Consider the following 22,973-nt stretch of genomic DNA (forward strand, 5'->3'; position numbering starts at 1 on the left):
TTGCAATCACCCCGATGGGGCGATGCGCTTGTCTATCTGGAGCGGTGCGGTTGGTCCGCCTCACTCCATCGCCAGACGCAATTACTTGGTAATGCGTTTGTACTTGGCGCGGTGTGGCTGAACCGCATCGGCACCATAGGTCTTCTTCTTCCACTCTTCGTATTCGGTGAAGTTGCCCTCGAAGAAGGCAATCTTGCCCTCGTCCTGGTAGTCCAGGATGTGGGTGGCGATACGGTCGAGGAACCAGCGATCGTGGGAGATGACCATGGCACAACCCGGGAACTCCAGCAGGGCGTTCTCGAGGGCGCGCAGGGTTTCGATGTCCAGATCGTTGGTCGGTTCATCCAGCAGCAAGACGTTGCCGCCGGTCTGCAACAGCTTGGCCAGGTGCAGACGGCCGCGCTCGCCACCGGAGAGCTCGCCTACCCGCTTCTGCTGATCGGCGCCCTTGAAGTTGAAGCGACCTATGTAGGCACGGCTCGGGAACTCGTAGTTGCCGATGCGCAGTATGTCCTGACCGTCGGCGACCTCTTCGAACACCGTCTTCTTGTCGTTCATGCTGTCGCGGAACTGATCCACAGACGCCAGCACTACGGTATCGCCCAGGGTGATGGTGCCGGAGTCCGGCTGCTCCTGGCCCGACATCATGCGGAACAGGGTGGATTTACCGGCGCCGTTCGGACCTATGATGCCGACGATGGCCCCCTTCGGAATGGCGAAGGAGAGATCGTCGATCAGCTGCCTGTCACCGTAGGACTTGCAGAGGTTCGCCACCTCGACCACCTTGTCGCCGAGACGGGGTCCGGGCGGAATGAACAGCTCGTTGGTCTCGTTGCGTTTCTGGTAGTCGTTGGTGTTGAGCTCCTCGAAGCGAGCCATACGGGCCTTTGACTTGGCCTGACGGCCTTTCGGGTTCTGACGCACCCACTCCAGCTCTTTCTCGATGGACTTGCGACGGGCCGCTTCCGAGCTGGCTTCCTGAGCCAGACGGGCGTCTTTTTGCTCCAGCCAGGAGGAGTAGTTGCCTTCCCAGGGGATACCCTCGCCGCGGTCCAGCTCCAGGATCCAGCCCGCCACGTTGTCGAGGAAGTAGCGATCGTGGGTGATGGCGACGACTGTGCCTTCATAGTCGTGCAGGAAGCGCTCCAGCCAGGCCACGGATTCCGCATCCAGGTGGTTGGTCGGCTCGTCCAGCAGCAGCATGTCCGGCTTTTCCAGCAGCAGGCGGCACAGGGCTACCCGGCGGCGCTCACCACCTGAGAGGTGCTTGATCTGGGCGTCCCAGGCCGGCAGGCGCAGGGCGTCGGCCGCGCGCTCCAGCTGGTTCTCCATGTTGTGACCACCCTGGGCGGCGATGATGGCTTCCAGCTCGCCCTGTTCGCGGGCCAGCTTGTCAAAATCCGCATCCGGGTCGGCATAGGCCGCATAGACCTCATCCAGGCGAGCCATGGCGCGTTTCACCTCGCCGACCGCCTCTTCCACCGCTTCGCGTACTGTCTGCTCCGGATCCAGCTTCGGCTCCTGGGGCAGGTAGCCGATCTTGATGCCGGGCTGCGGACGGGCTTCCCCTTCGATCTCGGTGTCGATCCCCGCCATGATGCGCAGCAGGGTGGATTTACCGGCGCCGTTCAGACCCAGCACACCGATCTTGGCGCCCGGGAAGAAGGAGAGGGAGATGTTCTTGAGGATATGACGCTTGGGCGGCACGACCTTGCCGACCCTGTTCATGGTGTAAATAAATTGAGCCATTGGCTAATTCTCTTCCTTTTCAGCAGTTTAATGTCTTTGCATCAACAAACTGACGTCGTGGTGGGGCCTGGTCGGCAGGGGCCGACCCGGTTCCAAAAAACCCGTCGATTGTAAACCAATGGGAAGAGGGCGGCAAAGTGGACAACCGGGGGGCATTGAGTGTCGGGATCCCCTCCGGCAGAGGGAGGAAAAGAGGCTGGCATCTGGCAGATGGCCGATCAAGGTTCCGGGTCGAGCTGGCTTAAGACTTCCTTAACTCTGGCTCGATAGGATTCATCAGCTGACCTTGAGAAGCCATGGAATCAGCTTATGCCAAGGGTCAGCGGGGCTGCCTGGTGCTCTTGGCAGGGTCCTGCCCCGAGTAGTAGAGCACCCGTTGCACATACTCCTGGGTCTCCTGGTAGGGCGGTACGCCGCCATGGCGGATCACGGCCTGTTCGCCGGCGTTGTAGGCGGCGCTGATCCTGACCCAGTCGGGGCCAAACTGCTTCTCCAGCCACTTCAGGTAGATCATGGCGCCACGGATGTTCTGCTGCGCATCGAAGGGGCGGGTAACGCCGAAGCGCACCTGGGTCTCAGGAATGAGCTGCATGACCCCTTGCGCCTGCTTGGGGGAGACGGCTGTGCTGTTGAGATTGGACTCGGCGATGGCGATGGCGAGCGCCAGCTGGGGGTCGACCTTGTGACGGTGGGCGGCCTGGCGGATCATGACGGCCAGCTTCTGTTTGGTGAGGGATTGCCGAGCCAGATAGCTATCCTGATCGAAGGGGGTGCTGGGGCGTACCCAGGGTGCGCCTCCTCCGCCCCCGCCGATACCGCAGGTGCCCAGGGGGGCATTGCCCACCCGCTCGTTGTAGTAGCGAGCCGCTTGCTGATTGCCAAGGCGCATGGCCATGGCGAGGTAGGCGTTGGCGTGGCGGGGGCTGCGGATCCCCTGGGGCCCGCGAGCCAGCAGGCGGCCGATGCGATAGTAGGCCTCCGGGTTGCCCATGCTGGCCGCGGTGCAGTAGTGGGCTATGGCTCGCCGCGGGTTGCTCTGTTCCATGGCGGCGCCCTGGCGCAAGGCACTCATCGCTTTGGGGGCCTGACGAAAGGCGTCGGCATGGGTGTAAGTGGCAAGCAGTAGCAGGACTCCCCAGCCCCAGGTGCAGAGTCTCTGCATGATGGATACCTCGAATTTCGTATCCGCAAGATATAGGCCCGATATGGGGGGGACGCCAGCCAGGGGATGGAACATCTGGTTATGTGTCAGGCCATCAGAGATGAAAACGGTCTGGAACTTTTGGCAGAGAAAAAAAGGCGCTCTTGGTGAGTGTGAAGGGGAGCCTGGGGGTTGTGCGACCTGGCCCTCTGATCGCGGCACAACTCAAATTGATAGATTTATTACTTTTGGGGCAATAAACTGCCGCACTTGCTGTCTAACGCCTTGTATTTGCATGATGTTAGTCCGCTTGTCGAGAGAATGTTAATGAGGAAAGGCGGTCGAGGCGACTGCGTTCCTCGTCATGGTCGGGAACTTCATATGCTTGATTCAATCGATGTCTCTGTCGTCGTGCCCGCCAAGGATGAGCGGGACAATCTGGCCCCCCTCATCGGCGAGATAGATGCCGCGTTGGCGGGGAAATACAGCTACGAGCTGCTCTATGTGGACGATGGCAGCGAGGATGACAGCTATGCCGTCCTGTGCGATCTGAAGAGGCGTTATGCCGGGCTGCGCGTGATCCGCCATGCCAGGGCCGTGGGCCAGAGCATGGCGGTGCTCAGTGGCGTGCGCCACGGTCGCGGCGACTGGCTGGTGGTGCTGGATGGTGACGGCCAGAACGATCCGGCCGACATTCCCGCCATGCTGGAGGAGGCCAAGCGCCGCTTCGCGCAGGATCCCACGCAAGTGGGACTTATCGGACACCGGGTCAACCGCCGCGATGATTGGGTCAAGCGACTCTCCTCCAGGCTGGCCAACGGTTTTCGCGATCTGCTGCTGCGCGACGGCATCCCGGATACCGGCTGCGGTCTCAAGGTGGTGAGGCGCGACTGGTATCTGCGCCTGCCCGGTTTCAACCACATGCACCGCTACATTCCGGCTCTGATCCAGGCCCAGGGCGGGCGCATGTCCCCCTGGCCGGTCAACCACAGGCCACGGCAGGCGGGTGTCTCCAAATACGGGGTCTGGAACCGGCTCTGGGTCGGGCTGGTGGACGTGGTCGGTGTCTGCTGGCTGCAACGCCGCTCCAAGGTGGTCGAAGTCAGGGAGACACTCGAGTGATCGACTCTCTGCTCTCGATGCCGTTGGAGTGGCTGATATGATCGATGCCCTGCTCTCCATGGAGCTGACCTGGTTCGACTGGACCGGCCTGCATGTCACCGGCTGGAAGCTCATCGGCTACACCGGGGCGCTGATGTTCGGCGGCCGCTGGCTGGTGCAGTTCCTGGCCTCCAAGCGGGCCGGCAAACCCGTCATACCCCGGATGTTCTGGTACATGAGCGTGCTCGGCAGCCTGATGACCCTTAGCTATTTTGTTTTCTCCCCCAAGCAGGACTCCGTCGGCGTGCTGCAGAATCTCTTCCCCACCTTCACCGCCCTCTACAGCCTCTATCTGGATATCCAGCACCGGGGCTGGAAGCGGGACAAGCTCGTCGATGAGAACGAGATCCACCATGGCAAATGAGCATGTCCAGTTCCGTCGTTTCCCTCTGGTCATCCCGCTCCAAGGCTGGAGACGTGGCAAGCTCGTCGATATCAATGAGGTCCGCCATGGTAAATGATCGCTTCCTGCTCAATCAGCGCTCCCTCGGCTGGTTGCTGCTGATCGCCCTGATGGTGCTGGGTGCAGGCCTCGGCCTGCGGGATCCCTGGCCCGCCGACGAGCCGCGCTTCGCCCTGATCGCCAAGGAGATGGTGGAGAGCGGCCAATGGCTCTTCCCCATGCGTGGCGGCGAGATCTACCCGGACAAGCCCCCCCTGTTTATGTGGGGCATAGCGATAGGGTATTTGCTGACCGGCTCCATCAAGGTGGCGTTTTTGCTGCCCTCCCTGCTGGCGGGTCTGCTGACCATAGTGCTGGTGTGGGACCTGGGTCGCCGCCTGTGGAACCCGGCGACGGGCTTCATGGCCGGGCTGCTGCTGCTGTTCACCGTCCAGTTCACTCTGCAGGCCAAGACGGCCCAGATCGATGCGCTGGTGACCAGCTTCATCACGCTAGGGGTCTACGGTTTCATGCGCTTCCTGCTCTGCGAGGGAGGCTGGCGCTGGTACTGGCTCGGCTGGTTTGCCGCCGGGCTCGGCATCATCACCAAGGGGGTGGGGTTGCTGGCCCTGCTGATCCTGATCCCGGCTGTCTGGACCCACAGGGAGAAGATCCGCGCCGCCTCCAATGCCGACTGGTTGAAGGCGCTGGCGGGGCCGCTCTTCATGCTGCTGGCCATCGGCCTGTGGCTGGTGCCCATGCTGAGCGCCGTGGCCCAGAGCGGGGATCCAGTGCTGCAGGCCTATAGAGACAACATACTGCTGCGCCAGACGGTGACCCGCTATGCGAATGCCTGGCATCACGTCAAACCCTTCTGGTACTACCTCAGCTCGGTGATCCCGCCGTTCTGGCTGCCGCTCTCCCTGCTGATACCCTGGCTGGTGCTGGAGTGGCGCAAGGGGATCCAGGGCCAGGACAAGCGCATCATACTGCTGCTCGGTTATCTGGTGCTGGTGGTGCTGTTCTTCTCCCTGTCGCCGGGCAAACGCGGCGTCTATGTCACGCCGGGCACGCCGGCACTGGCGCTGCTGACTGCTCCCTACATGGGGACACTGCTGGCGCGGGTCTGGCCCGGGCGTCTGCTGGGGGGGCTCGGCTGGCTGCTGGGGATCGTCTGCGTGGGTGGCGCCGGGGCCCTGGCCGTCAGCGACAAGCTGGCGAACCGGTTGGGGGATCTGGGACCAGCACCCTGGCTGCCCCTGCTGGTGCTGGGGGCGGTGCTGCTACTGGTCAATGTGCTGCTGCGCCGGGCACCGCTCAGCGCCATCCTCTGTTCGCTGGCGGTGGGTTGGCTGCTCTACTCCTGCTGGATCTGCGTGCGCCTCAACGACATGCGCACGCCGCAGGGGGTGATGGCGCTGGCGGCCCAGAAGGTGCCTGCGGGGGAGGAACTGCTGCTTGCCGGTTTCAAGGAACAGCACCTGCTGTTCGCCCGGCAACCCGTGCAACATTACCCCTACCTGCTGGGGGATGGGGAGCAGGCTCGCGAGGCGGCGGCCTGGGTGGCGGCCGCGCCGAATCGCCATGTGCTGGGCAGCGCGGATCTGATGGTGCTGTGTTTCGAGCCCGAGAAGATGGAAAACCTCGGCAACCGCCATCGCACCGACTGGCTGCTGGCGGGGGCTGAGGCCCTCAAGCCCGCATGCCAGGGGTTGACCCCCAGGCTCGAACCCTTCCGCTATACCCCGGGCCCCTGAGGCAGGGACCCAGCAAAAGGGGCTGCCAGTGGCAGCCCCTTTTCATCCCGGGTGTTCGGGTCAGACCCCGTAGTAGGCCCTGTACCAGTCGACGAAGCTGGCAACTCCCTCTTCAAGCCCGACTCCGGCTCTGTAGCCGGTGGCATCGAACAGCGCCTGGGTATCGGCCCAGGTTGCCTGCACGTCTCCGGCCTGCATGGGCAGCAGGTTGCGGATGGCTCGTTTGCCGAGCGCCGCCTCTATGGCCTCCACGAAATCCATGAGTCGCACCGGGCTGCCATGGCCGATGTTGAAGAGGCGGTAGGGGGCCGGGCTGGTGTCGGCCGCTCCCTGCCAGCTCGGGTCTCCTTGCGGGGGCCTGTCCGCGACCCGGATCACCCCCTCCACTATGTCGTCGATATGGGTGAAGTCCCGGCTGAGCTGGCCCTGGTTGTAGATGTCGATGGGCTCGTCGCTCAGGATGGCGCGCACGAACTTGAACAGCGCCATGTCCGGTCGCCCCCAGGGGCCGTAGACGGTGAAGAAGCGCAAGCCCGTGGTGGGCAACCCGTAGAGGTGGGAGTAGGAGTGGGCCATCAATTCGTTGGCCTTCTTGCTCGCGGCATAGAGGGAGACGGGGTGATCCACCCCGTCCGAGGTCTTGAACGGCATCTGCTCGTTGAGGCCATAAACCGAGCTGGAGGAGGCGTAGATCAGGTGCTGCACCCCGTGATGGCGGCACCCCTCCAGCACGGTGAGGGTGCCGTTGAGATTGCTGTCGGCGTAGGCAAAGGGGTTGTCCAGCGAATAGCGCACCCCGGCCTGGGCCCCCAGGTGGATCACCCGATCGAACCGCTCGCGGGCAAAGAGCGCCGCCATGGTTGCGCGATCGGCGAGGTCCATCCGCTCGAAGCGAAAACCGGGCAGTGGCAGCAGCAAGGCCAGCCGCGCCTCCTTCAGGCTGACCTCGTAGTAGTCGTTGAGGTTGTCCAGGCCAACCACCTGATGGCCGTCGCGGCAGAGCCGCTGCGCCACATGGAAGCCGATGAAGCCGGCGGCGCCGGTGACCAGATATTTCATTGTTGTTGCTCCTCGCACAGCCCCGCGGCCAGGCTGTCGCCCCGGCCTATGGCGTAGTAGGTGAAGCCGCGCTGGCGCAGGCGGGCCGGGTCATAGAGGTTGCGGCCATCGATGATGACGGCCTGCTTCAGGGTCTGCCGCACCAGCTCGAAGTCCGGTGCGCGGAACTGCTGCCACTCGGTGCAGATGAGCAGGGCGTCGGCCCCCTTGAGGGCGGCCTCCTGGGTACCGCACAGGGTCAGATCGTCCCGCAGGCCATAGAGGCGCTGGGCCTCGCTCATGGCCTCGGGATCGAACGCCTGCACCTTGCCACCGGCGGCCCAGATCGCCTCCATCAGCACCCGGCTCGGGGCTTCGCGCATGTCGTCGGTATTGGGCTTGAAGGCCAGGCCCCAGAGGGCGAAGGTCCGCCCCGTGAGATCGGCACCGAAATGCTGCTGCAGGCGGGCCATGAGCTTGTGTTTCTGGCCGTCGTTGACCCGTTCCACCGCATGGAGCAAAGGGGCATCACAGCCAATCTGGCTGGCGGTGTGGATCAGCGCCTTGACGTCCTTGGGGAAGCAGGAGCCGCCATAGCCGCAGCCGGGATAGATGAAGTGATGGCCGATGCGCGGGTCGGCGCCTATGCCCTTGCGCACGGCTTCGATGTCGGCACCGAGCTTCTCCGCCAGGGTGGCCATCTCGTTCATGAAGGAGATCTTGGTGGCCAGCATGGCGTTGGCGGCGTACTTGGTCAGCTCGGCGCTGCGGGTATCCATCTGTATGATGCGATCCCGATTGCGGTTGAAGGGGGCATAGAGCTCTTCGAGCAGGGAGAGGGCGTGGGCCGAGTCTGTGCCTATGATGATGCGATCCGGCCGCAGGCAGTCGGCCACCGCGGCCCCCTCCTTGAGAAACTCCGGGTTGGAGACCACCTCGAGGGGCAAGTCGACCCCGCGATCGCGCAGGATGGCTGCGATATGCTGGTGCACCCGGTGTGCGGTGCCGACCGGCACTGTGCTCTTGTTGACCACCACCTTGCCGTCCTGCATCAGCCGCCCTATGGTGCCGGCCACCGCCAGTACGTGCTGCAGATCGGCCGAGCCGTCTTCATCCGGCGGGGTGCCGACCGCGATGAAGATGAGCTCGGCGAACGCCACCCCCTGGGCGACATCTGTGGTGAATTGCAGGCGACCGGCTTGATGGTTGGCCTGCACCAGGGGGGCGAGACCGGGCTCGAAGATGGGGATCATGCCCTCTTCGAGGCGCTCGACCTTGGCGGCGTCCACGTCCACGCAGGTTACCCTGTGGCCCATCTCGGCGAGCACGGCGGCCTGAACCAGCCCCACATAACCTATTCCGAATACGCTGACTCTCATCTGCTGTCGCTCCGCAGCCTGTGGCAAGGGGTTCATTTTAGAACGATTCCCGCCTGCTGGCAGCGAGATAGCCCGGGTTTTTCAGGCGCGCTTCAGGCTGGCTTCAGCTTGAGAGGGGGAGGGCGTGACATATTTTGGTGCAAGGGTTGTAACGCGGCGCTGACGCGCACCATTTCGGCGCATTCGATCCCGTACTTGTGATCCGGGTCACTCAAAATGGACACTGTGACCATAACGAAGTCCCGACTCACGGGGCTCGCGCCCGTCACCGGGCCTCAGACACTCTTTTCACTTCGCTACTGGACATAAGGTTATGGACAACACCCCCCGTTCGGCCCATCCGCTCTATGAGGATGTGCTCGCCCTGCTGACCGCGGCAGGCTTCGTTTCCCTCGGCATCTTCCTGTTTCATCAGGTCGGTCTGCTCACCGGCGGCACCGCCGGGCTGGCGCTGCTGCTGCAGCAGGTCACTGGCCTGAGCTTCGGTCTGCTGTTCTTCGCCATGAACCTGCCCTTCTATGCCCTGGCCTGGCTCAGGATGGGGCCGCGCTTCACCCTCAACACCTTCGCCGCCGTGGCGACCGTCTCCTTCATGACGGATCACCTCAATGCCGTGCTGCAGATAGGCAAGATAGAGCCCGTCTATGCGGCCCTGATCGGCGGTACACTGATCGGCATGGGGCTGCTCATCATGTTCCGCCACAAGGCGAGCCTGGGCGGCTTCAATATCCTGGCGCTGTTTATTCAGGACAAGTTCGGCATCCGTGCTGGAAAGCTGCAAATGGGGCTGGATTGCGCCATCGTCATCGCCTCCTTCTTCGTGGTTTCCCCCTGGCTGCTGGCGCTCTCCGTGGTCGCGGCCATCATCTGTAACCTGGTGTTGACACTCAATCACAAGCCGGGCCGCTACCAGATCGCCTGAGCCCCCCTTCACTTTGAAGACAGAGCGCCCAAGGGCGCTCTTTTGCTATCCAGGATCCCGAACCCTCTCACACCACCATGGGCTGCCCCGTCTCGGGGTGATGGATCACCTGGGCGGGATAATCGTAGAGGCGGGCGATCAGTTCGGGGGTGAGCACCTCTGCCGGGGAGCCGTCCGCCATCAGCCTGCCCTGCTCCAGCATCACCAGCCGGTCGGCGTAGCGCGCCGCCAGGTTGAGGTCGTGCAGCACCACCAGCACGGCGGTGTTGCGGGCGGCCAGGGCGCGGGCCATGGTGAGCAGCTGATGCTGGTACTTGAGATCGAGGGCCGAGGTGGGCTCGTCCAGCAGCAGCAGTCGCGGCTGCTCGGGATCCGACAGCCGTCCCGGTGACGGCTCCTGCCAGATCTGGGCCAGTACCCGGGCAAACTGCACCCGCTGGCGCTCCCCTCCGGAGAGGCCGGGATAGAGGCGGCCGGCCAGGTGCTCGACCCCGGCATGGGTCATGGCGGCCTGCACTATCTGGTCGCGGCGGCTGACGGGCTCGCAGTGGGGCAGCCGCCCCATTGCCACTACCTCCTCGCACAGGAAGGGGAAGCTCAAGGACGAGCTCTGGGGCAGCACCCCGACTCTGTGGGCCAGGGTCTCGCCGGCCCACTCTTGTCGCTTGCGACCGAACAGGGAGATGGTGCCCTCATAGGTCAGCTCGCCGGTCAGGCACTTGAGCAGCGAGCTCTTGCCCGCCCCGTTCGGGCCGAGCAGGGCGGTCAGGCTGCCCCCATGCAGGTCGAGATCCAGGCTGTCCAGGATGAGGCGATTGCCCCGGGTGAGGCTGACGCTTTGGCAAGTGAGCAGGGGGGAGGGGGATCCGGGCAAGATGACGTTCTCCTGTTACAGCGTCCGGCGACTCTTGACCAAGAGCCAGATGAAGAAGGGGGCACCGAGCAGGGCCGTGATGATGCCCACCGGCAGCTCGGCCGGCGCCAGCAGGGTGCGGGCCAGCATGTCGGCCCCCAGCAACAGGGCGGCGCCGAGCAGGGCGCTGAGCGGCAGCAGCCTGACGTGATTGGGGCCAGCCAGCAGCCGCACCAGGTGGGGCACCACCAGGCCGACGAAGCCGATCATGCCGGCCACTGCCACCGCGACGCCGACGCCGGCGGCGGTGAGCAGAATGAGGCGCCGCTTGAGGCATTGCACATTCACCCCCAGATGCCGGGCCTCACCCTCCCCCAGCAACAGGGCGTTGAGGGGATTGGCATCGCGCATGAAGAGCCACAGCAGGGCGACCAGGGTCGCCAGCGCCAGCCCCACATCCACCGGCTTGCCGGCGGCCAGGGAGCCCATCTGCCACAGGCTCAGGTTGCGCAGCATCTGATCGTCCGCCAGGTAGGTGAGCAGCCCTATCACGGCCCCTGACAGCGCCGTGATGGCGACGCCCGCCAGCAGCATGACGGTGACCGAGGTGCCCCCCTCACGGGTGCCGAGCAAATACACAAGCGTGGTGGTGAGCGCCCCGCCGAGGAAGGCGAGCAGGGGTAGCAGACCGAGGCCGAGCAGGCTCTGCAACTGCTGGCCGAGGGGGGCCAGCAGTACTATGGCCAGGGCGGCACCGAGCGCCGCGCCGCCGGAGACCCCTATGATGCCGGGGTCGGCCAAGGGGTTGCGAAACAGCCCCTGCATCACGGCGCCGCAGAGGCCGAGAATGCCCCCCACGGCGATGCACAGCAGGGTACGTGGCAGGCGGATTTCCTGCACTATCAGCAGCTTGTGTGCCTCTATCCCGCTCTCTGCCCCGGCAAACAGGGCCTGCAGGCTCTCGGCCAAGGAGAGCGACATGGGGCCGGTGGCGAGGGAGCCGACCAGCAGCAGGGCGAGCGTGCAACCGGTGAGCACCAGCAGCCAGGGCAGCGGCAGACGCATCATGAACCCTGCTTGATCCACTGGGCTATCTGGTTGGCCTGCTGCAAGGATCTCAGGCTGAGACCCCCTTGCAGGGCGTGACCGTCGATGGCGTGGATGGCCCTGTTCTTGCCTGCCGGGGTGGCGGCCAGGGCCGGCACCTGGGCCAGCACGCTGTCGGCGCTCTGGTATTGTTGCCAGTCACGGCCGCTCACCAGCACCAGATCCGGCTGCAGTTCGATCAGGGATTCGGTGGAGACGGGCTTGTAGTCGTGCAAGCGGGCGACCGGGTTGATGCCGCCAGCCAGGGTCACCAGGGCGCTGGCGGTGGTATTGCCACCGGCTATGCTGGTGGGCTGGCCCTTGTGCAGCAGCAGGAAGGCGACCTTGAGCGGCTTGTTCTGTCTGGCCTGCGCCGCCAGCTGGTCGCTCTGGACGGCGATCTCGGCTTTCAGCCTGGTGCCGGCGGCTTCATTTCCCAGCAAGCCGGCCAGGGCGTCGATCCGCTCGTTGAGGTTGGCCAGGGTGGGTGCCGTCGGCAGCACCGTCACCTCGACGCCGGCCCGGCGCAGTTGCTCCAGGGCCGGTGGCGGCCCCATCTCGTCGCTGCCGACCAGTCGGGTCGGGGCCAGACTCAGTATCCCTTCGGCAGCCAGGGCGCGGTGGTAGCCGACTCTCGGCAGCCCCTTGGGTTCAGGGCTGCTGACGTCGGTGGCAATCAGGCTCTGCTCGCCCCCCAGGGCCATGATGAGCTCTGTGGTGGCCGGGCCTATGCTGACGATACGTTCCTGCGCGACAGCAGGCAGGGAAAGGGCTGAACAGCCGAGCAGGCTGAGTGCGAGGGCAAAACGACGGCCCATGCGAACCTCCGAAGGGTCTATGAGAGTGGGATTGCCGCCGAGAATATCAAGCCGGTGAAAAAAATGCACTGATAATGAAAGCGATTATCAATTGCGTTAATGGGGCCGCTTTATTACAGTATCCGCCGCGAGACTGAGCACCATCGCCAGATCATCCAGGGAGAACCGATGAGCATTGCACAACGCATTCATGCGCTGCTGGAACAAGATCCCAGCGCCCATCCTTCCAGCATCGCCACCGAGCTGGCCGTCAGTGAATGGGAGGTGGTGCGCCACCTGCCCGCCGAGCTGATGACGCTGGTGCCGAGCGATCAGGCCGAAGCCCTGCTGGCGGATCTGGCCAGCTGGGGTCAGGTGACCACCATTGTGGAGTCCGACGGCTCCATCTTCGAGGTGAAGGCCCCCTTCCCCAAGGGCAAGACGGCCCGCGGTTACTACAACCTGATGGGGCGGGACGGCGAGATGCACGGTCATCTCAAGCTCGACAACGTGGTCGGCATAGCCCTGGTCAGCAAGCTGTTCATGGGCAAGGAGGGGCACTCCTTCCAGTTCTTCGGCCACAGCGGCCGCTGCATTTTCAAGATCTACCTGGGGCGTGACGAGCAGCGTCAGCTGCTGCCTGACCAGGTGGAGCGTTTCAAGGCCCTGCGCCACCAGTATCAAGAGGACGTGAAAGCATGAGTGAACGTCAGGAGCGTCTGCAGAACCGTCTGCAACCGGAGATCCGCGAATTTCGTGACGGTTGCCGCACCCTGCAACTCGCGACCGTGGATGGCGAAGGGAACCCCAATGCCAGCTACGCCCCCTTCGTGCTGCAGGAAGATGGCTACTATGTGCTGATCTCCGAGATAGCCCGCCATGCCCGCAACCTGCAGCAGGTGCCCAAGGTCTCCCTGATGCTGATCGAGGACGAGACCGGCGCCCGGGAGCTGTTCGCTCGCAAGCGGCTCACCTTTGACGCCGTGGCCGAGGTGGTGGCGCGGGATGACGAGCGCTGGGGCAAGGCGATAGCGGCGTTGGAAGGGCGTTTCGGCGACATCGTCAAAGGGCTCTCCAACCTCAAGGACTTCGTGCTGTTTCGCCTCAAGCCCGAGCAGGGGCTGTTCGTCAAGGGCTTCGGCCAGGCGTTCCGGGTCTCCGGTGACGAGCTGGTGGACTTCGTCCATCTGGTGGAGGGGCACAAGCGCGTCGACAACGGCGCCGAGTTGACCAGCGAGACGGACGCACCTGTCTGAGGATCGAGGTCATGAGATGAAAAAACGGGCAGCCTGGGCTGCCCGTTTTGTTGCCTGTCCCCAAATCGGGATCACTCCAGCCAGGAGGCCTTGTTGGGGAAGGCGTCGCGATCGGCCTGGGTGGCTGTCTCGTTGCATTCCCCCCGGATCTTCCAGGAGGTCTGGCTGAGGACTATGTAGCCGGTGCGGCAATAGTTGCGTGCCGCCAGCGTCTCGGTCAGTTGCTCGTCCTGCAGGGCCTCGCGGCGCTCTAGCAGGCTCTTGCTGTTGCGGCTCAGCCGACTGTCATCCTCCTGCAACCGACTCGGCAGGACGTCGAGGGGAGCGGCTTCGAAGGTGAAGCGCTTGCTCCCCTCTTCGTTGATGTTGGTATGAAACAGGGGAGCCGGGCCGTCGGGCGTGGTGCCCGGCATTCCGGAGCAGGCCGTGATCGCCGGTAACAACAGCACAAGGGCAACGGCAGAGAATAGACGCACGCAAGACTCCAATCAGGTGATCACTTCAAAGCGGGCAGATTAGCACGCCAGCGCAGGTTGAGCCGCCTCGAGCAGCTGATCCGTGGTGAGCAGGGTTATGCTTCTGCCCTCTGGCAGGCTCAGGTGCTGCCACATCCAGTTGTGGTGCTCGATGATCTTCTCGGCGCTCAGGTGGGGACGATCGGCTGTGGTGTGACCATCCTTCAACACCAGCACCTCAAAGCTATGAGCCGCGGCACTGCGTACCGTGGTATCGACGCAAAAATCGGTGTTGCTGCCACAGAGGATCAGCCGGTCGACGGACTGCTCGGCCAACAGGAAGGCCAACTCGGTCTCGAGGAAGCTGTCGCACGCCGTCTTGCGCACCCGGCTGTCCCCCTTGGCGGGTTGCACCGCCGGGTGAAGTTGCCAGCCCGGGGTACCAGGCTCCAGCTCGTCCCCTGGCAGGTCGTCATGCTGGATGTAGATGACCCGGCCATGATGCTGTCTGACATGGGCCGCGGCCCGGTTGATGTTGGCCAGAACTTGTGGCTGTTGGTGATGGGTCGCTTTCATGACCCCTTGCTGCACATCGATGATCAGTAACACGTCCATATTTTACCCGCCGTATCCTGGAAGATTAGGGTTGCAGCCACTGGCTGCAGTCACGGCTGCGGGATTGATGCAGCGCGCCCATATCTTGCTTCATTTCCTCTGCATTTAGCCAGCGTTCCGGCAGGGGGGCTATGTGCACCCGCACGTCGGCGCTCCGTCCGGGGGCGGCCTTGCCATCCTGGGAGCCAGTCTCAGGCACCACAAGGGCGACTTTCAGCGCCGGATTGCGGCTGGCGATGCGGCTCGCGATCCCCAGCCCCCCCTCCACGTGGAAGTTGCCGGCGATGTGCATGATGCGCCGGCCGGGATGCTGCTCGAGATAATCGACCATGCTCTCGGCCATGGTGTCGTCCCAGCTGGTCTGGGCGGCGAAGCGGCGGGCATTGCCGTCCGCATCCCCATGATGCATGGAGGCCATGAACTTCTGGCGATAGGGATCCTCTCCCAGGGTGAGTTCGCGGGCGAGCTGGCTGCGGCGGCTGGCGGGCAGTTTGTCGAGCCACTCGGGGCCTTCCTGACCGACACAGCTCACCAGCGGCTTGGGGGCATTGGCGGCGATCACCGTCAGCTGCTGCGCCTTGGCAAATTCCACCAGGGGGCGGTAGTCGCTCGGGTAGTTGGGCCAGGCATGGCCCTCGCGGATTAGCGTGGATTCGCCGATGCGCCCGGCCAGGTAGGCATCCAGCACGGGTTGATCGGCGCGGGTGAACTGCTCCATGGAGAGCACCAGCCCCCGGCCATCGACGCGCGACATGCCGGCCAGCTGTGCCAGCAGGTTTGCCTGCAGCAGGTGCACGGCCGGGTGGCTGTGGAGCTCGCCCACCAGCACTATGTCGGCATCCCTGACCTTGTCCACCGCCTGGGCGAGGCTGAGGGGCCTGTCGTCCGTCCCCTCGCCAAGCTGGTAGTGATAGAGGGTCTGGGGAGGCTGGCTCTGCGGCGGGGTGGCGCAGGCGGCCAGCAGCAGGGGCAGGGCGAGCAGGGGGAGTCGTCGAGTCATGGCATCTCACTCACAGAGGCAGAGATTGGCAAAGGCACTGCACCATACGATGGCAGTATGGCGAGTAGGAAAAAAGAGGCGCTAGTGTAAAGCCGTTTAGAAGCAAAAGAAAATGAGAATGATTCACTTTATTATTGATCTTTGTTGCGGGCTGGGTAAGATGCCGTTCGGTTGATAATGATTCTCAATAAGGACTTTGCAGTGGCGCACAACAACACCCCCTCTCTGATTGCCCTCGCCGTGGCGGCCGGGCTGGTATCCCCTGCTTTCGCCGCAGACAAGAAAACGGATGAAGTCATGGTCGTCAGCGCCTCCCGCATGGAGCAGAAGCTGGAAGACGTCTCCGGCCCCATCGCCGTCATCACCTCGGAGCAGATCGAGGAGCAGGTCGTCAGCAATGTCGCCGATCTGTTCCGTTATGAGCCGGGCGTGAGCGTGCAGGGCGGGGCGGGGGATGCACAGACCTTCACCATACGCGGCATGAGCGAGAACCGGGTCAAGGTGGTGCAGGACGGGGTGCGCCAGAACGACGCCTACAAGAACGGCGGTGTGGGCCAGACCTACTTCGACACCGACATGATCAAGCAGGTGGAAGTGGCCAAGGGGCCCGCGTCCGCGGCCTACGGCTCCGATGCCCTGGGGGGCGTCATCGCCATCACCACCAAGGATGCCGGCGACTTCCTCAAGGGGAAGGACAGCTACCTGGACGCGACCACTGGGTATGCCTCCAGCAGCCACCAGAAGATGGCCGGCATCACGGGGGCGCTGCGCACCGGCGAGTTCGAGAATCTGCTGCGCTACACCTGGCGTGACGGCGGGGTGACCCAGAACTACGACAGCGACAAGGACGAGTTCGACATCGTCAGCCAGGCGGTGCTGCTCAAGAGCAAGTGGAACCTCTCCGATGATCAGTTCCTGAAGCTGACGGTCGACTACTTCACCGAGGGGCAGGATCCGGATGCCATCGATCTGACCAAGGCGGGCTCCGTCTTCAATCAGCCGATCACCGACAAGGAGACCGACAACCTCTCCCTGGTGCTGGATCACGGCCTCGCCCTGAACGCCCCCTGGGCGGATCGGGTGGACAGCAAGATTTACTACACCCGCACCAAGCAGACCCTGGATCAGTACGCCTCTTCCAAGTATCCGGTCAATCCGGGCAACCCCTATGTGACCAAGAACTCCCTGGATCACAACGGCTTCGAGCAGGAGAGCCTGGGGGCCCAGGTGAAGTTCAGCAAGGCGCTCGCCAACCAGCGTCTGGCCTGGGGTGTCGAGTATGAGCACACCGACAACGAGCGTACCCGCTTCAAGGGGCCGACCACTCCGGGTGACTTCGTCGGTTACAGCGAGCTGAGCTTCCCCTCCACCACCAGCGAGCGCAGCGCGCTCTGGGCCTTCGACGAGATCAAGTTTGGCGAGCGCTGGGTGCTGACCCCGGGTGCCCGTTACGACTACTACAAGATGACCCCGGACCAGGACCCCGCCTACACCGGCGAGAACATGCAGAAGATCTCCGAAGGGGAGTTCTCGCCCAAGCTGGGGCTGGTGTTCAAGGCACATGAGGCGGCCAACCTGTTCGCCCAGTACAGCCACGGCTTCAAGGCGCCCATGTATGACAACGCCTTCTCCACCCTGAACCATCAGGCCTATGGCTATCGCATCGAGCCGAACCCTAACCTCAAGCCCGAGAGCAGCGACGGCATCGATCTGGGGGTACGCGGCAGCAGTGGCGGCTTCAGCTATGAAGTGGCGACCTTCTACAACCAGTTTGATGACTTCATCGAGCTGACGGCCGTGGGGACCGAAGGGCGCACCGCCATCTATCAGTACCAGAATCTGGACAAGGCAACCACCAAGGGGGCCGAGGTCAAGGCGGACTACTGGCTGAACGAGCTGGTGAACGTCTGGGGCAACCTGGCCTACATAGAGGGCAAGGACGGCGACGGCAACTACATCAACAGCCTGAGCCCGTTCAACGGCAGCCTGGGTGTGCGTCTGGAACAGCCGAACTGGAACATCAACACCGCACTGCGCTTCGCCGACGACATGGACAAGGTGGGCAAGGACGCCAGAGGCAACGACAACATCAAGAGCGCCGGCTGGGGCGTGGTGGATATCTACGCCCAGTTCAAGCCGATGCAGGATCTGCAGCTCAACGTCGGTGTCTTCAACCTGTTTGACAAGGAGTACGTCAGCTACGAGAGCATCACGGGTCTCTCCGCCACCACGGACACCAGCAACCAGACCGAGCCGGGCCGCAACCTGAGCGCAAGGGTCAAGTACGTGTTCTGATATTTGCCAATGACGATGATGAAGGGGCCCCAGGGCCCCTTCTCTGTTTCTGGCGGCCCAAACCGGCCCCAAAAAGAAACCCGCCAGGGGCGGGTGTAAGGATTGCAACACTCATCAGGAAGCGGTGTTAACCAATAGACAGGGGGATGTGACAAAGGTTCAACTTTATTGATATTTATCGTTTTTATCTCTTCTTACCCCTGGGGATCCCCGCGCCAAAATCGGTTATCATTTGTGCCCCTTGTCCCGCTGCCGAGCCCCTATGCCCGCCTTCTCCTGGTTAGCCCTGTTCTTTGGCGCCTTCTACTTCGTCTACGGCGCCTATCTGCCGTTCTGGTCCCTGTGGCTCGAGGGCAAAGGGGTGAGCGCCGAGCAGATAGGCTTGCTGCTGGGGGTCGGCATGGCCATCCGTTTTGCCGGCAACCTGATGGTGATGGGACGGGTCAAGGGGGCCGGTCAGTTGCTGCCCGTCACCCGGCTGCTCTGCCTGCTGAGCCTGCTGGCGTTTCTGGGCTTCTACCTCAGCCACAGCCTCTGGTGGCTGGTGCTGCTGACCCTGGTGGCGAACTTCATCTACCCGACCCTGATGCCCATGGGGGAGGCGCTCGCCACCCGCATGGTGGTGCAGACGCACCTCGACTATGGCAAGGTGAGGCTGTGCGGCTCCTTCGCCTTTATCGTCGCCTCCACCCTGGTCGGCGCCCTGGTGAGCAACTTCGGCAGCGACTGGGTGCTGCACACCATGGTGGCGGGACTGCTGGCCATGCTGGCGCTGAGCGTGCTGCCGCTGCGGCCGCTGCCCCAGGAGCTCAAGGGGGAGCGGACCCGGGCCTCCCTGCTCGTCACCCTCAAGTCGGCGCCGGTGCGCCGCTTCCTGCTCATCACCGCCCTGCTGCAGGGTAGTCATGCCGCCTACTACGGCTTCAGCGCCATGTACTGGAAGGGGGCGGGCTACAGCGGCACCCTGATCGGCTACCTGTGGGCCCTGGGGGTGGTGGCGGAGATCGCCGTGTTTGCCGCGGACAAGCGCTTCTTCCACCGCTTCGGGGCCCAGACCCTGTTTCTGGTGGGGGCCGTCGGCTGCGTGGTGCGCTGGGTGTTGCTCGGCGCCTCCACCGAGCTGGCGGTGCTGGTGCTGGGTCAGCTGCTGCACGGGGTCACCTTCTGCATCAGCCACCTCGGCGCCGTGCGCTTCATGACCCGGCAACTGCCCGCCGAGCAGCAGATCCCCACCCAGGCGCTCTATGCGGCGCTCGGCCTCGGCATGACGGTGGCGGCCCTGATGGCGATCTGCGGTGTGCTGTTCGAGCCGCTTGGTGGGGGCATCTTCTTCATCATGGTGCTGGTGGTGCTGCCGGTCTTCGTGCTGCGGCTGCGCGGGGAGCATGAGGGCGCCGCCGCCTGAGCGGGCACACTTAATGACGGTTGCCCGTCGGCACGCTGAGCCGGCGTGGCGCTCAACACATCTGAACAAGGGAAGAATGTAGATGCACCAAGGATGGCTGCTGATCGGGTTGTCGCTCGCCTATCTGGGCTTGCTGTTCCTCATCGCCTACGTGGCGGACAAGAGCAAGCGCCGCCGGCTCAAGGGCCAGCCCCTGCTCTACAGCCTGTCGCTCGCCGTCTATTGCACCTCCTGGACCTTCTTCGGCACAGTGGGCCAGGCCAGCGAATCCCCCTGGTCGCCGGTGCCCATCTATCTTGGCCCCATGCTGGTGTTCCTGTTTGGCTGGCGCCTGCTGGCCCGCCTCATCCTGGTGGCCAAGCGCGAGCACATCACCTCCATCGCCGACTTCATCGCCGCCCGCTATGGCAAGTCCCAGCGCCTGGCCATGGTGATCAGCCTGATCGCCGTCATGGGGATACTTCCCTACCTGGTGCTGCAGCTCAAGGCCATAGTCACAGGGCTGGATCTGCTGATGGCCAACTCGGTGCCGGCGGGGCCCACGGGCAACACGGCCGAGCTGGCTCTCGGCGTCGCCCTGTTGCTGGCGTTGTTCAGCATACTGTTCGGCACCCGCAACCTGGATGCCACCGAGCACCATCGCGGCATGGTGGTGGCCATCGCCTTCGAATCCGTGGTCAAGCTGCTCGCCTTCATGGCGGTGGGGGGCTTCGCGCTCTGGCTCATCATCGCCAGGCCGAGCGAGGCTCGCACCCTGGTGGCCACCGACTTTCTCGATGCGGTGGTGGCGGTGTCGCCAGGCAGTCTGCTGGAGCTCGCCATCTATACCCTGGTGGCCATGTGCGCCGTCATCTGCCTGCCGCGCCAGTTCCACGTGACTGTGGTGGAGAACAATCAGGGCCAGGATCTGCACTGGGCGCGCTGGCTGTTCCCGCTCTACCTGTTCCTGATGGGGCTCTTCATCTGGCCGCTGGCGCTGGCGGGCAAGCAGTGGGTGGGGGCCGACATGGCCTCGGATACCTATGTCATCAGCCTGCCCATGTCGCTCGGCTTCGACGGCATGGCGATGCTGGCGTTTCTCGGCGGCACCTCGGCGGCCACCGGCATGGTGATCGTCTGCACCATAGCCCTGGCCATCATGGTCAGCAACGATCTGGTGCTGCCGGTGCTGCTGCGCCGCTTCTGGCAGCAGGGGCGGGACGAGCGCCTGATGCGGCTGCTGCTGCAGGTGCGCCGGGGCGCCATTTTGCTGATCCTGCTGGCGGCCTGGGTGCTCTATCTCTGGCTCGGGGATCTCACCAGCCTGTCGCGCATCGGCTACCTGTCGTTCGGCGCCGTGGCCCAGTTCGCACCGGCCCTGCTGCTCGGCCTCTACTGGCGGCACGGCAATCGCAAGGGGGTCTACCTCGGGCTGGCGCTGGGGGTCAGCCTCTGGTTCCTCACCCTGCTGGCCGAAAGCGGCCTGCTGGCGGGCTCACCCCTGGAGGCGCTGCTGGCGCCCCCCGACTGGCCCGCCTTTCGCGAGCTGAGCCTGGGGGCCTGGTGCATCTTCCTGAGCCTGTTGCTCAACCTGCTCGGCTACGTGGCGGGCTCCTTGCTGTCACGGGCGGCGGTGAGCGAGCGGCTGCAGGCCGCCAACTTCGTCGGCAAGCCGAGCCGGGACACCACGGCGCTCTACCAGGCGCGGGTCTCGGTCAAGGAGCTGGAGATGCTGGCGGCCCGCTTCGTCGGCTCGAGCCGGGTCAAGCGCGCCTTCGGTCGCTTCGCCGGCGAGCACGGCGGCACCCTGGCGCCCCAGATGCAGGCGTCGGCCGATCTGATTGCCCATACCGAGCGGTTGCTGGCCGGGGTGTTTGGCACCTCGTCCGCCCGGCTGGTGCTGGCCTCTGCCCTGCAGGGGCGCAACATGCAGCTGGAGGAGATAGCCACCATAGTGGACGAGGCCTCGGACGTGTTCCGCTTCAACCGCGGCCTGCTGCAGGGAGCCATAGAGCACATGGGGCAGGGGATCTCGGTGGTGGACAGGGAGCTCAAGCTGGTGGCCTGGAACCGGCGCTACATAGAGCTGTTCCATTATCCGCACGGGCTTATCCAGGTGGGGCGCTCCATCGAGGAGATCATCCGCTACAACGCCGAGCAGGGGCTCTGCGGTCCGGGAGACATAGAGGCCCAGGTGGCGCGCCGGGTCGCCTTCATGAAGCGGGGCAGCCCCCATGTCTCGGCGCGGGAGCGACCGGACGGCCGGGTGATCGAGATGCAGGGCAATCCCATGCCGGCGGGGGGCTTCGTGATGACCTTCACCGACATCACCCCCTTCCGGGCGGCGGAGCGGGTGCTGCGCGAAGCGAACGAGCACCTGGAGGCGCGGGTGGCCGAGCGTACCCACGAACTCTCCGAGCTCAACCGCCAGCTGCTGCTGGTCAACCAGCAGGTGGAGCGGGCTAACCACTCCAAGAGCCGCTTCCTGGCGGCGGTGAGCCACGATCTGACCCAGCCGCTCAACGCGGCCAAGCTGTTTACCTCGTCCCTGCTGGAGATGCTGCCGCAGGGGGGAGAGCAGGCGGCGGAGCAGGTCCGCATCGCCCGCCACATCGACGATGCCCTGGGGGCGACCGAGGATCTCATCACTGATCTGCTGGACATCTCGCGGCTCGAGGCGGGCAAGTTCAAGGCCAGGAAGCTCGACTTCGCCCTGAGCGACGTGCTGGGCAACCTTAAGGCGGAGTTCGGGGTGCTGGCCCAGGCGGGGGAGATCCAGTTCTCCGTGGTGGAGAACCGCCTCGCCGTCTACAGCGACGTGCGCCTGCTGCGCCGGGTGTTGCAGAACTTCCTCACCAATGCGTTTCGCTACAACCCGGGCGGGCGGGTGCTGCTCGGCTGTCGCCGACTGGGGGACAAGGTGCGTATCGAGGTGTGGGACAATGGCCCCGGCATACCGCTGGACAAGCAGGAGGCGATCTTTGACGAGTTCTCCCGCCTCGATCACTCCCGCACCGCCAGGGAGCAGGGGCTTGGCCTCGGGCTCGCCATCGCCCGCGGCATCTCCCAGGTGCTTGGCCATCAGCTCTCCCTGCGCAGCTGGCCCGGGGCGGGTTCCGTGTTTGCCATCACCCTCAACCTCGCGACCCGGCCCGTGATGCCGAGTCCGGTGGCGGCGCCCGCCGTGCGGGACAGCCAGCTGGAAGGGGTCAGGATCCTCTGTATCGACAACGAGGAGGAGATCCTCATCGCCATGGCCTCCCTGCTGGGACGCTGGGGCTGCGAGGTGCGCTGCGCCCAGAGCCTGGAGCAGGCAGAGGAGATCATAGGGGCTGGCTTCCTGCCCCGGCTGGTGCTCTCCGACTACCACCTGGATGACGGCAAGACGGGGCTGCAGGCGCTGCACATGATCCGGCTGGCCCATGGTAACGGTATAGGCGGCATCATCATCAGCGCGGATCGCAAGAGCGAGCTGCAGACCCAGATCCGCGAGCACGGCTTTGGCTACGTCAGCAAGCCGGTCAAACCCCTCAAGCTGCGGGCATTGATGAACAGCCTGCTGCTGCCAATAGAGTGAGGCAGTTCACAGAACCAGCACGTGAAATGCAGATGGTGAATCTGGGTTTTAAGTGGCGTATCGCCACCAATGCCCTCGCATTCGCGTAATATGGCGGCAACTTGTATGAATTGCCGTCCATCGATG

19 protein-coding genes are annotated in these 22,973 nt (G+C 64.2%); 9 read left to right on the forward strand and 10 right to left on the reverse strand.

What is annotated here, in order from left to right:
• Positions 1-81: 81 nt before the first annotated feature.
• Together ettA and Aeroheme_RS04190 are read right to left on the reverse strand one after the other, a co-directional pair.
• Complete coding sequence (gene ettA / locus Aeroheme_RS04185; RefSeq protein ID WP_106885939.1) at positions 82-1,749, reverse strand: energy-dependent translational throttle protein EttA; 1,668 nt, start codon at positions 1,747-1,749, stop codon at positions 82-84.
• A gap of 319 nt (positions 1,750-2,068) precedes the next feature.
• Entirely contained in the window at positions 2,069-2,911 is an 843-nt protein-coding gene (locus Aeroheme_RS04190) for a lytic transglycosylase domain-containing protein (RefSeq protein ID WP_267965447.1), read from the reverse strand.
• A 360-nt stretch (positions 2,912-3,271) separates the two neighbouring features.
• Between Aeroheme_RS04190 and Aeroheme_RS04195 the strand changes: the two genes are divergently transcribed.
• The 3 genes from Aeroheme_RS04195 (at position 3,272) to Aeroheme_RS04205 (ending at position 6,190) form a co-directional block, all read left to right on the forward strand.
• The gene (locus tag Aeroheme_RS04195) at positions 3,272-4,012 is read left to right on the forward strand and encodes a glycosyltransferase family 2 protein (protein ID WP_411166736.1); all 741 of its coding nucleotides are present in this window, start codon (positions 3,272-3,274) and stop codon (positions 4,010-4,012) included.
• A gap of 37 nt (positions 4,013-4,049) precedes the next feature.
• On the forward strand, positions 4,050-4,415 hold the full coding sequence (locus Aeroheme_RS04200) for a lipid-A-disaccharide synthase N-terminal domain-containing protein (RefSeq protein ID WP_234568359.1): 366 nt from the start codon (positions 4,050-4,052) through the stop codon (positions 4,413-4,415).
• Between the two features lie 86 nt (positions 4,416-4,501).
• Positions 4,502-6,190 (forward strand): ArnT family glycosyltransferase, encoded by a 1,689-nt coding sequence (locus tag Aeroheme_RS04205; protein ID WP_411166737.1) that lies wholly within the window; start codon positions 4,502-4,504, stop codon positions 6,188-6,190.
• Positions 6,191-6,250: 60 nt separating this feature from the next.
• Here Aeroheme_RS04205 and Aeroheme_RS04210 read toward each other — a convergent pair whose 3' ends face one another.
• Both Aeroheme_RS04210 and Aeroheme_RS04215 read right to left on the reverse strand, forming a co-directional pair.
• Positions 6,251-7,249, reverse strand: a complete 999-nt coding sequence (locus Aeroheme_RS04210; protein ID WP_368169795.1) for an NAD-dependent epimerase — start codon at positions 7,247-7,249, stop codon at positions 6,251-6,253.
• Positions 7,246-8,607: a UDP-glucose/GDP-mannose dehydrogenase family protein gene (locus Aeroheme_RS04215; RefSeq protein ID WP_368169796.1), complete on the reverse strand. Its 1,362-nt coding sequence runs from the start codon at positions 8,605-8,607 to the stop codon at positions 7,246-7,248. The genes Aeroheme_RS04210 and Aeroheme_RS04215 overlap by 4 nt, the downstream gene beginning before the upstream one ends.
• A 313-nt stretch (positions 8,608-8,920) precedes the next feature.
• Here Aeroheme_RS04215 and Aeroheme_RS04220 point away from each other — a divergent pair, with 313 nt between their 5' ends.
• Positions 8,921-9,529 carry a YitT family protein gene (locus Aeroheme_RS04220; protein WP_106885945.1) on the forward strand — a complete coding sequence of 203 codons (609 nt, stop codon included), beginning with the start codon at positions 8,921-8,923 and terminating at the stop codon, positions 9,527-9,529.
• A gap of 67 nt (positions 9,530-9,596) precedes the next feature.
• On the opposite strand, the gene Aeroheme_RS04225 is transcribed toward Aeroheme_RS04220, so the two are convergent.
• From Aeroheme_RS04225 to Aeroheme_RS04235, 3 genes are read right to left on the reverse strand one after another with little or no spacing between them, the layout of a single operon-like run.
• Positions 9,597-10,403: a heme ABC transporter ATP-binding protein gene (locus Aeroheme_RS04225; RefSeq protein WP_368169797.1), complete on the reverse strand. Its 807-nt coding sequence runs from the start codon at positions 10,401-10,403 to the stop codon at positions 9,597-9,599.
• Between the two features lie 15 nt (positions 10,404-10,418).
• Complete coding sequence (locus tag Aeroheme_RS04230; protein ID WP_234691670.1) at positions 10,419-11,450, reverse strand: FecCD family ABC transporter permease; 1,032 nt, start codon at positions 11,448-11,450, stop codon at positions 10,419-10,421.
• Positions 11,447-12,286: a hemin ABC transporter substrate-binding protein gene (locus tag Aeroheme_RS04235; RefSeq protein ID WP_411166738.1), complete on the reverse strand. Its 840-nt coding sequence runs from the start codon at positions 12,284-12,286 to the stop codon at positions 11,447-11,449. The genes Aeroheme_RS04230 and Aeroheme_RS04235 overlap by 4 nt, the downstream gene beginning before the upstream one ends.
• Before the next feature lie 168 nt (positions 12,287-12,454).
• Here Aeroheme_RS04235 and hutX point away from each other — a divergent pair, with 168 nt between their 5' ends.
• Both hutX and hutZ read left to right on the forward strand, forming a co-directional pair.
• Complete coding sequence (gene hutX, locus Aeroheme_RS04240) at positions 12,455-12,967, forward strand: heme utilization cystosolic carrier protein HutX (RefSeq protein WP_411166739.1); 513 nt, start codon at positions 12,455-12,457, stop codon at positions 12,965-12,967.
• Entirely contained in the window at positions 12,964-13,521 is a 558-nt protein-coding gene (gene hutZ / locus Aeroheme_RS04245; RefSeq protein ID WP_005329149.1) for a heme utilization protein HutZ, read from the forward strand. Before hutX ends, hutZ begins: the two co-directional genes overlap by 4 nt.
• Positions 13,522-13,592: 71 nt before the next feature.
• Here hutZ and Aeroheme_RS04250 read toward each other — a convergent pair whose 3' ends face one another.
• Genes Aeroheme_RS04250 through Aeroheme_RS04260 form a run of 3 tightly spaced genes read right to left on the reverse strand, consistent with a single transcriptional unit; the run spans position 13,593 to position 15,591 of the window.
• Complete coding sequence (locus tag Aeroheme_RS04250) at positions 13,593-13,997, reverse strand: hypothetical protein (protein ID WP_392416865.1); 405 nt, start codon at positions 13,995-13,997, stop codon at positions 13,593-13,595.
• Positions 13,998-14,036: 39 nt separating this feature from the next.
• Entirely contained in the window at positions 14,037-14,591 is a 555-nt protein-coding gene (locus tag Aeroheme_RS04255) for a cysteine hydrolase family protein (protein ID WP_411166740.1), read from the reverse strand.
• 25 nt (positions 14,592-14,616) lie between these two features.
• A complete protein-coding gene (locus tag Aeroheme_RS04260) occupies positions 14,617-15,591 on the reverse strand; it encodes a ChaN family lipoprotein (RefSeq protein ID WP_411166741.1) in 975 nt (324 codons plus the stop codon).
• Positions 15,592-15,792: 201 nt separating this feature from the next.
• Here Aeroheme_RS04260 and Aeroheme_RS04265 point away from each other — a divergent pair, with 201 nt between their 5' ends.
• The 3 genes from Aeroheme_RS04265 (at position 15,793) to Aeroheme_RS04275 (ending at position 22,847) form a co-directional block, all read left to right on the forward strand.
• The gene (locus Aeroheme_RS04265) at positions 15,793-17,886 is read left to right on the forward strand and encodes a TonB-dependent hemoglobin/transferrin/lactoferrin family receptor (protein WP_411166742.1); all 2,094 of its coding nucleotides are present in this window, start codon (positions 15,793-15,795) and stop codon (positions 17,884-17,886) included.
• A 262-nt stretch (positions 17,887-18,148) separates the two neighbouring features.
• Complete coding sequence (locus Aeroheme_RS04270; protein ID WP_411166743.1) at positions 18,149-19,291, forward strand: 3-phenylpropionate MFS transporter; 1,143 nt, start codon at positions 18,149-18,151, stop codon at positions 19,289-19,291.
• Positions 19,292-19,373: 82 nt separating this feature from the next.
• Positions 19,374-22,847 (forward strand): NahK/ErcS family hybrid sensor histidine kinase/response regulator, encoded by a 3,474-nt coding sequence (locus Aeroheme_RS04275; protein ID WP_411166744.1) that lies wholly within the window; start codon positions 19,374-19,376, stop codon positions 22,845-22,847.
• Positions 22,848-22,973: the final 126 nt, after the last annotated feature.

Source organism: Aeromonas sp. DSM 116730, from assembly GCF_046581335.1.
Classification (GTDB): Bacteria; Pseudomonadota; Gammaproteobacteria; order Enterobacterales; family Aeromonadaceae; genus Aeromonas; species Aeromonas rivipollensis.

What these genes read in the sequence shown, in the direction of transcription:
- Aeroheme_RS04235 (WP_411166738.1), bottom strand. Translation starts at nt 12,286, where the DNA reads ATGGGCCGTCGTTTTGCCCTCGCACTCAGCCTGCTCGGCTGTTCAGCC.
- Aeroheme_RS04205 (WP_411166737.1), top strand. Translation starts at nt 4,502, where the DNA reads ATGGTAAATGATCGCTTCCTGCTCAATCAGCGCTCCCTCGGCTGGTTG.
- Aeroheme_RS04230 (WP_234691670.1), bottom strand. Translation starts at nt 11,450, where the DNA reads ATGATGCGTCTGCCGCTGCCCTGGCTGCTGGTGCTCACCGGTTGCACG.
- Aeroheme_RS04200 (WP_234568359.1), top strand. Translation starts at nt 4,050, where the DNA reads ATGATCGATGCCCTGCTCTCCATGGAGCTGACCTGGTTCGACTGGACC.
- Aeroheme_RS04190 (WP_267965447.1), bottom strand. Translation starts at nt 2,911, where the DNA reads ATGCAGAGACTCTGCACCTGGGGCTGGGGAGTCCTGCTACTGCTTGCC.
- Aeroheme_RS04270 (WP_411166743.1), top strand. Translation starts at nt 18,149, where the DNA reads ATGCCCGCCTTCTCCTGGTTAGCCCTGTTCTTTGGCGCCTTCTACTTC.
- hutX (WP_411166739.1), top strand. Translation starts at nt 12,455, where the DNA reads ATGAGCATTGCACAACGCATTCATGCGCTGCTGGAACAAGATCCCAGC.
- hutZ (WP_005329149.1), top strand. Translation starts at nt 12,964, where the DNA reads ATGAGTGAACGTCAGGAGCGTCTGCAGAACCGTCTGCAACCGGAGATC.
- Aeroheme_RS04255 (WP_411166740.1), bottom strand. Translation starts at nt 14,591, where the DNA reads ATGGACGTGTTACTGATCATCGATGTGCAGCAAGGGGTCATGAAAGCG.
- Aeroheme_RS04260 (WP_411166741.1), bottom strand. Translation starts at nt 15,591, where the DNA reads ATGACTCGACGACTCCCCCTGCTCGCCCTGCCCCTGCTGCTGGCCGCC.
- Aeroheme_RS04215 (WP_368169796.1), bottom strand. Translation starts at nt 8,607, where the DNA reads ATGAGAGTCAGCGTATTCGGAATAGGTTATGTGGGGCTGGTTCAGGCC.
- Aeroheme_RS04210 (WP_368169795.1), bottom strand. Translation starts at nt 7,249, where the DNA reads ATGAAATATCTGGTCACCGGCGCCGCCGGCTTCATCGGCTTCCATGTG.
- Aeroheme_RS04275 (WP_411166744.1), top strand. Translation starts at nt 19,374, where the DNA reads ATGCACCAAGGATGGCTGCTGATCGGGTTGTCGCTCGCCTATCTGGGC.
- ettA (WP_106885939.1), bottom strand. Translation starts at nt 1,749, where the DNA reads ATGGCTCAATTTATTTACACCATGAACAGGGTCGGCAAGGTCGTGCCG.
- Aeroheme_RS04195 (WP_411166736.1), top strand. Translation starts at nt 3,272, where the DNA reads ATGCTTGATTCAATCGATGTCTCTGTCGTCGTGCCCGCCAAGGATGAG.
- Aeroheme_RS04220 (WP_106885945.1), top strand. Translation starts at nt 8,921, where the DNA reads ATGGACAACACCCCCCGTTCGGCCCATCCGCTCTATGAGGATGTGCTC.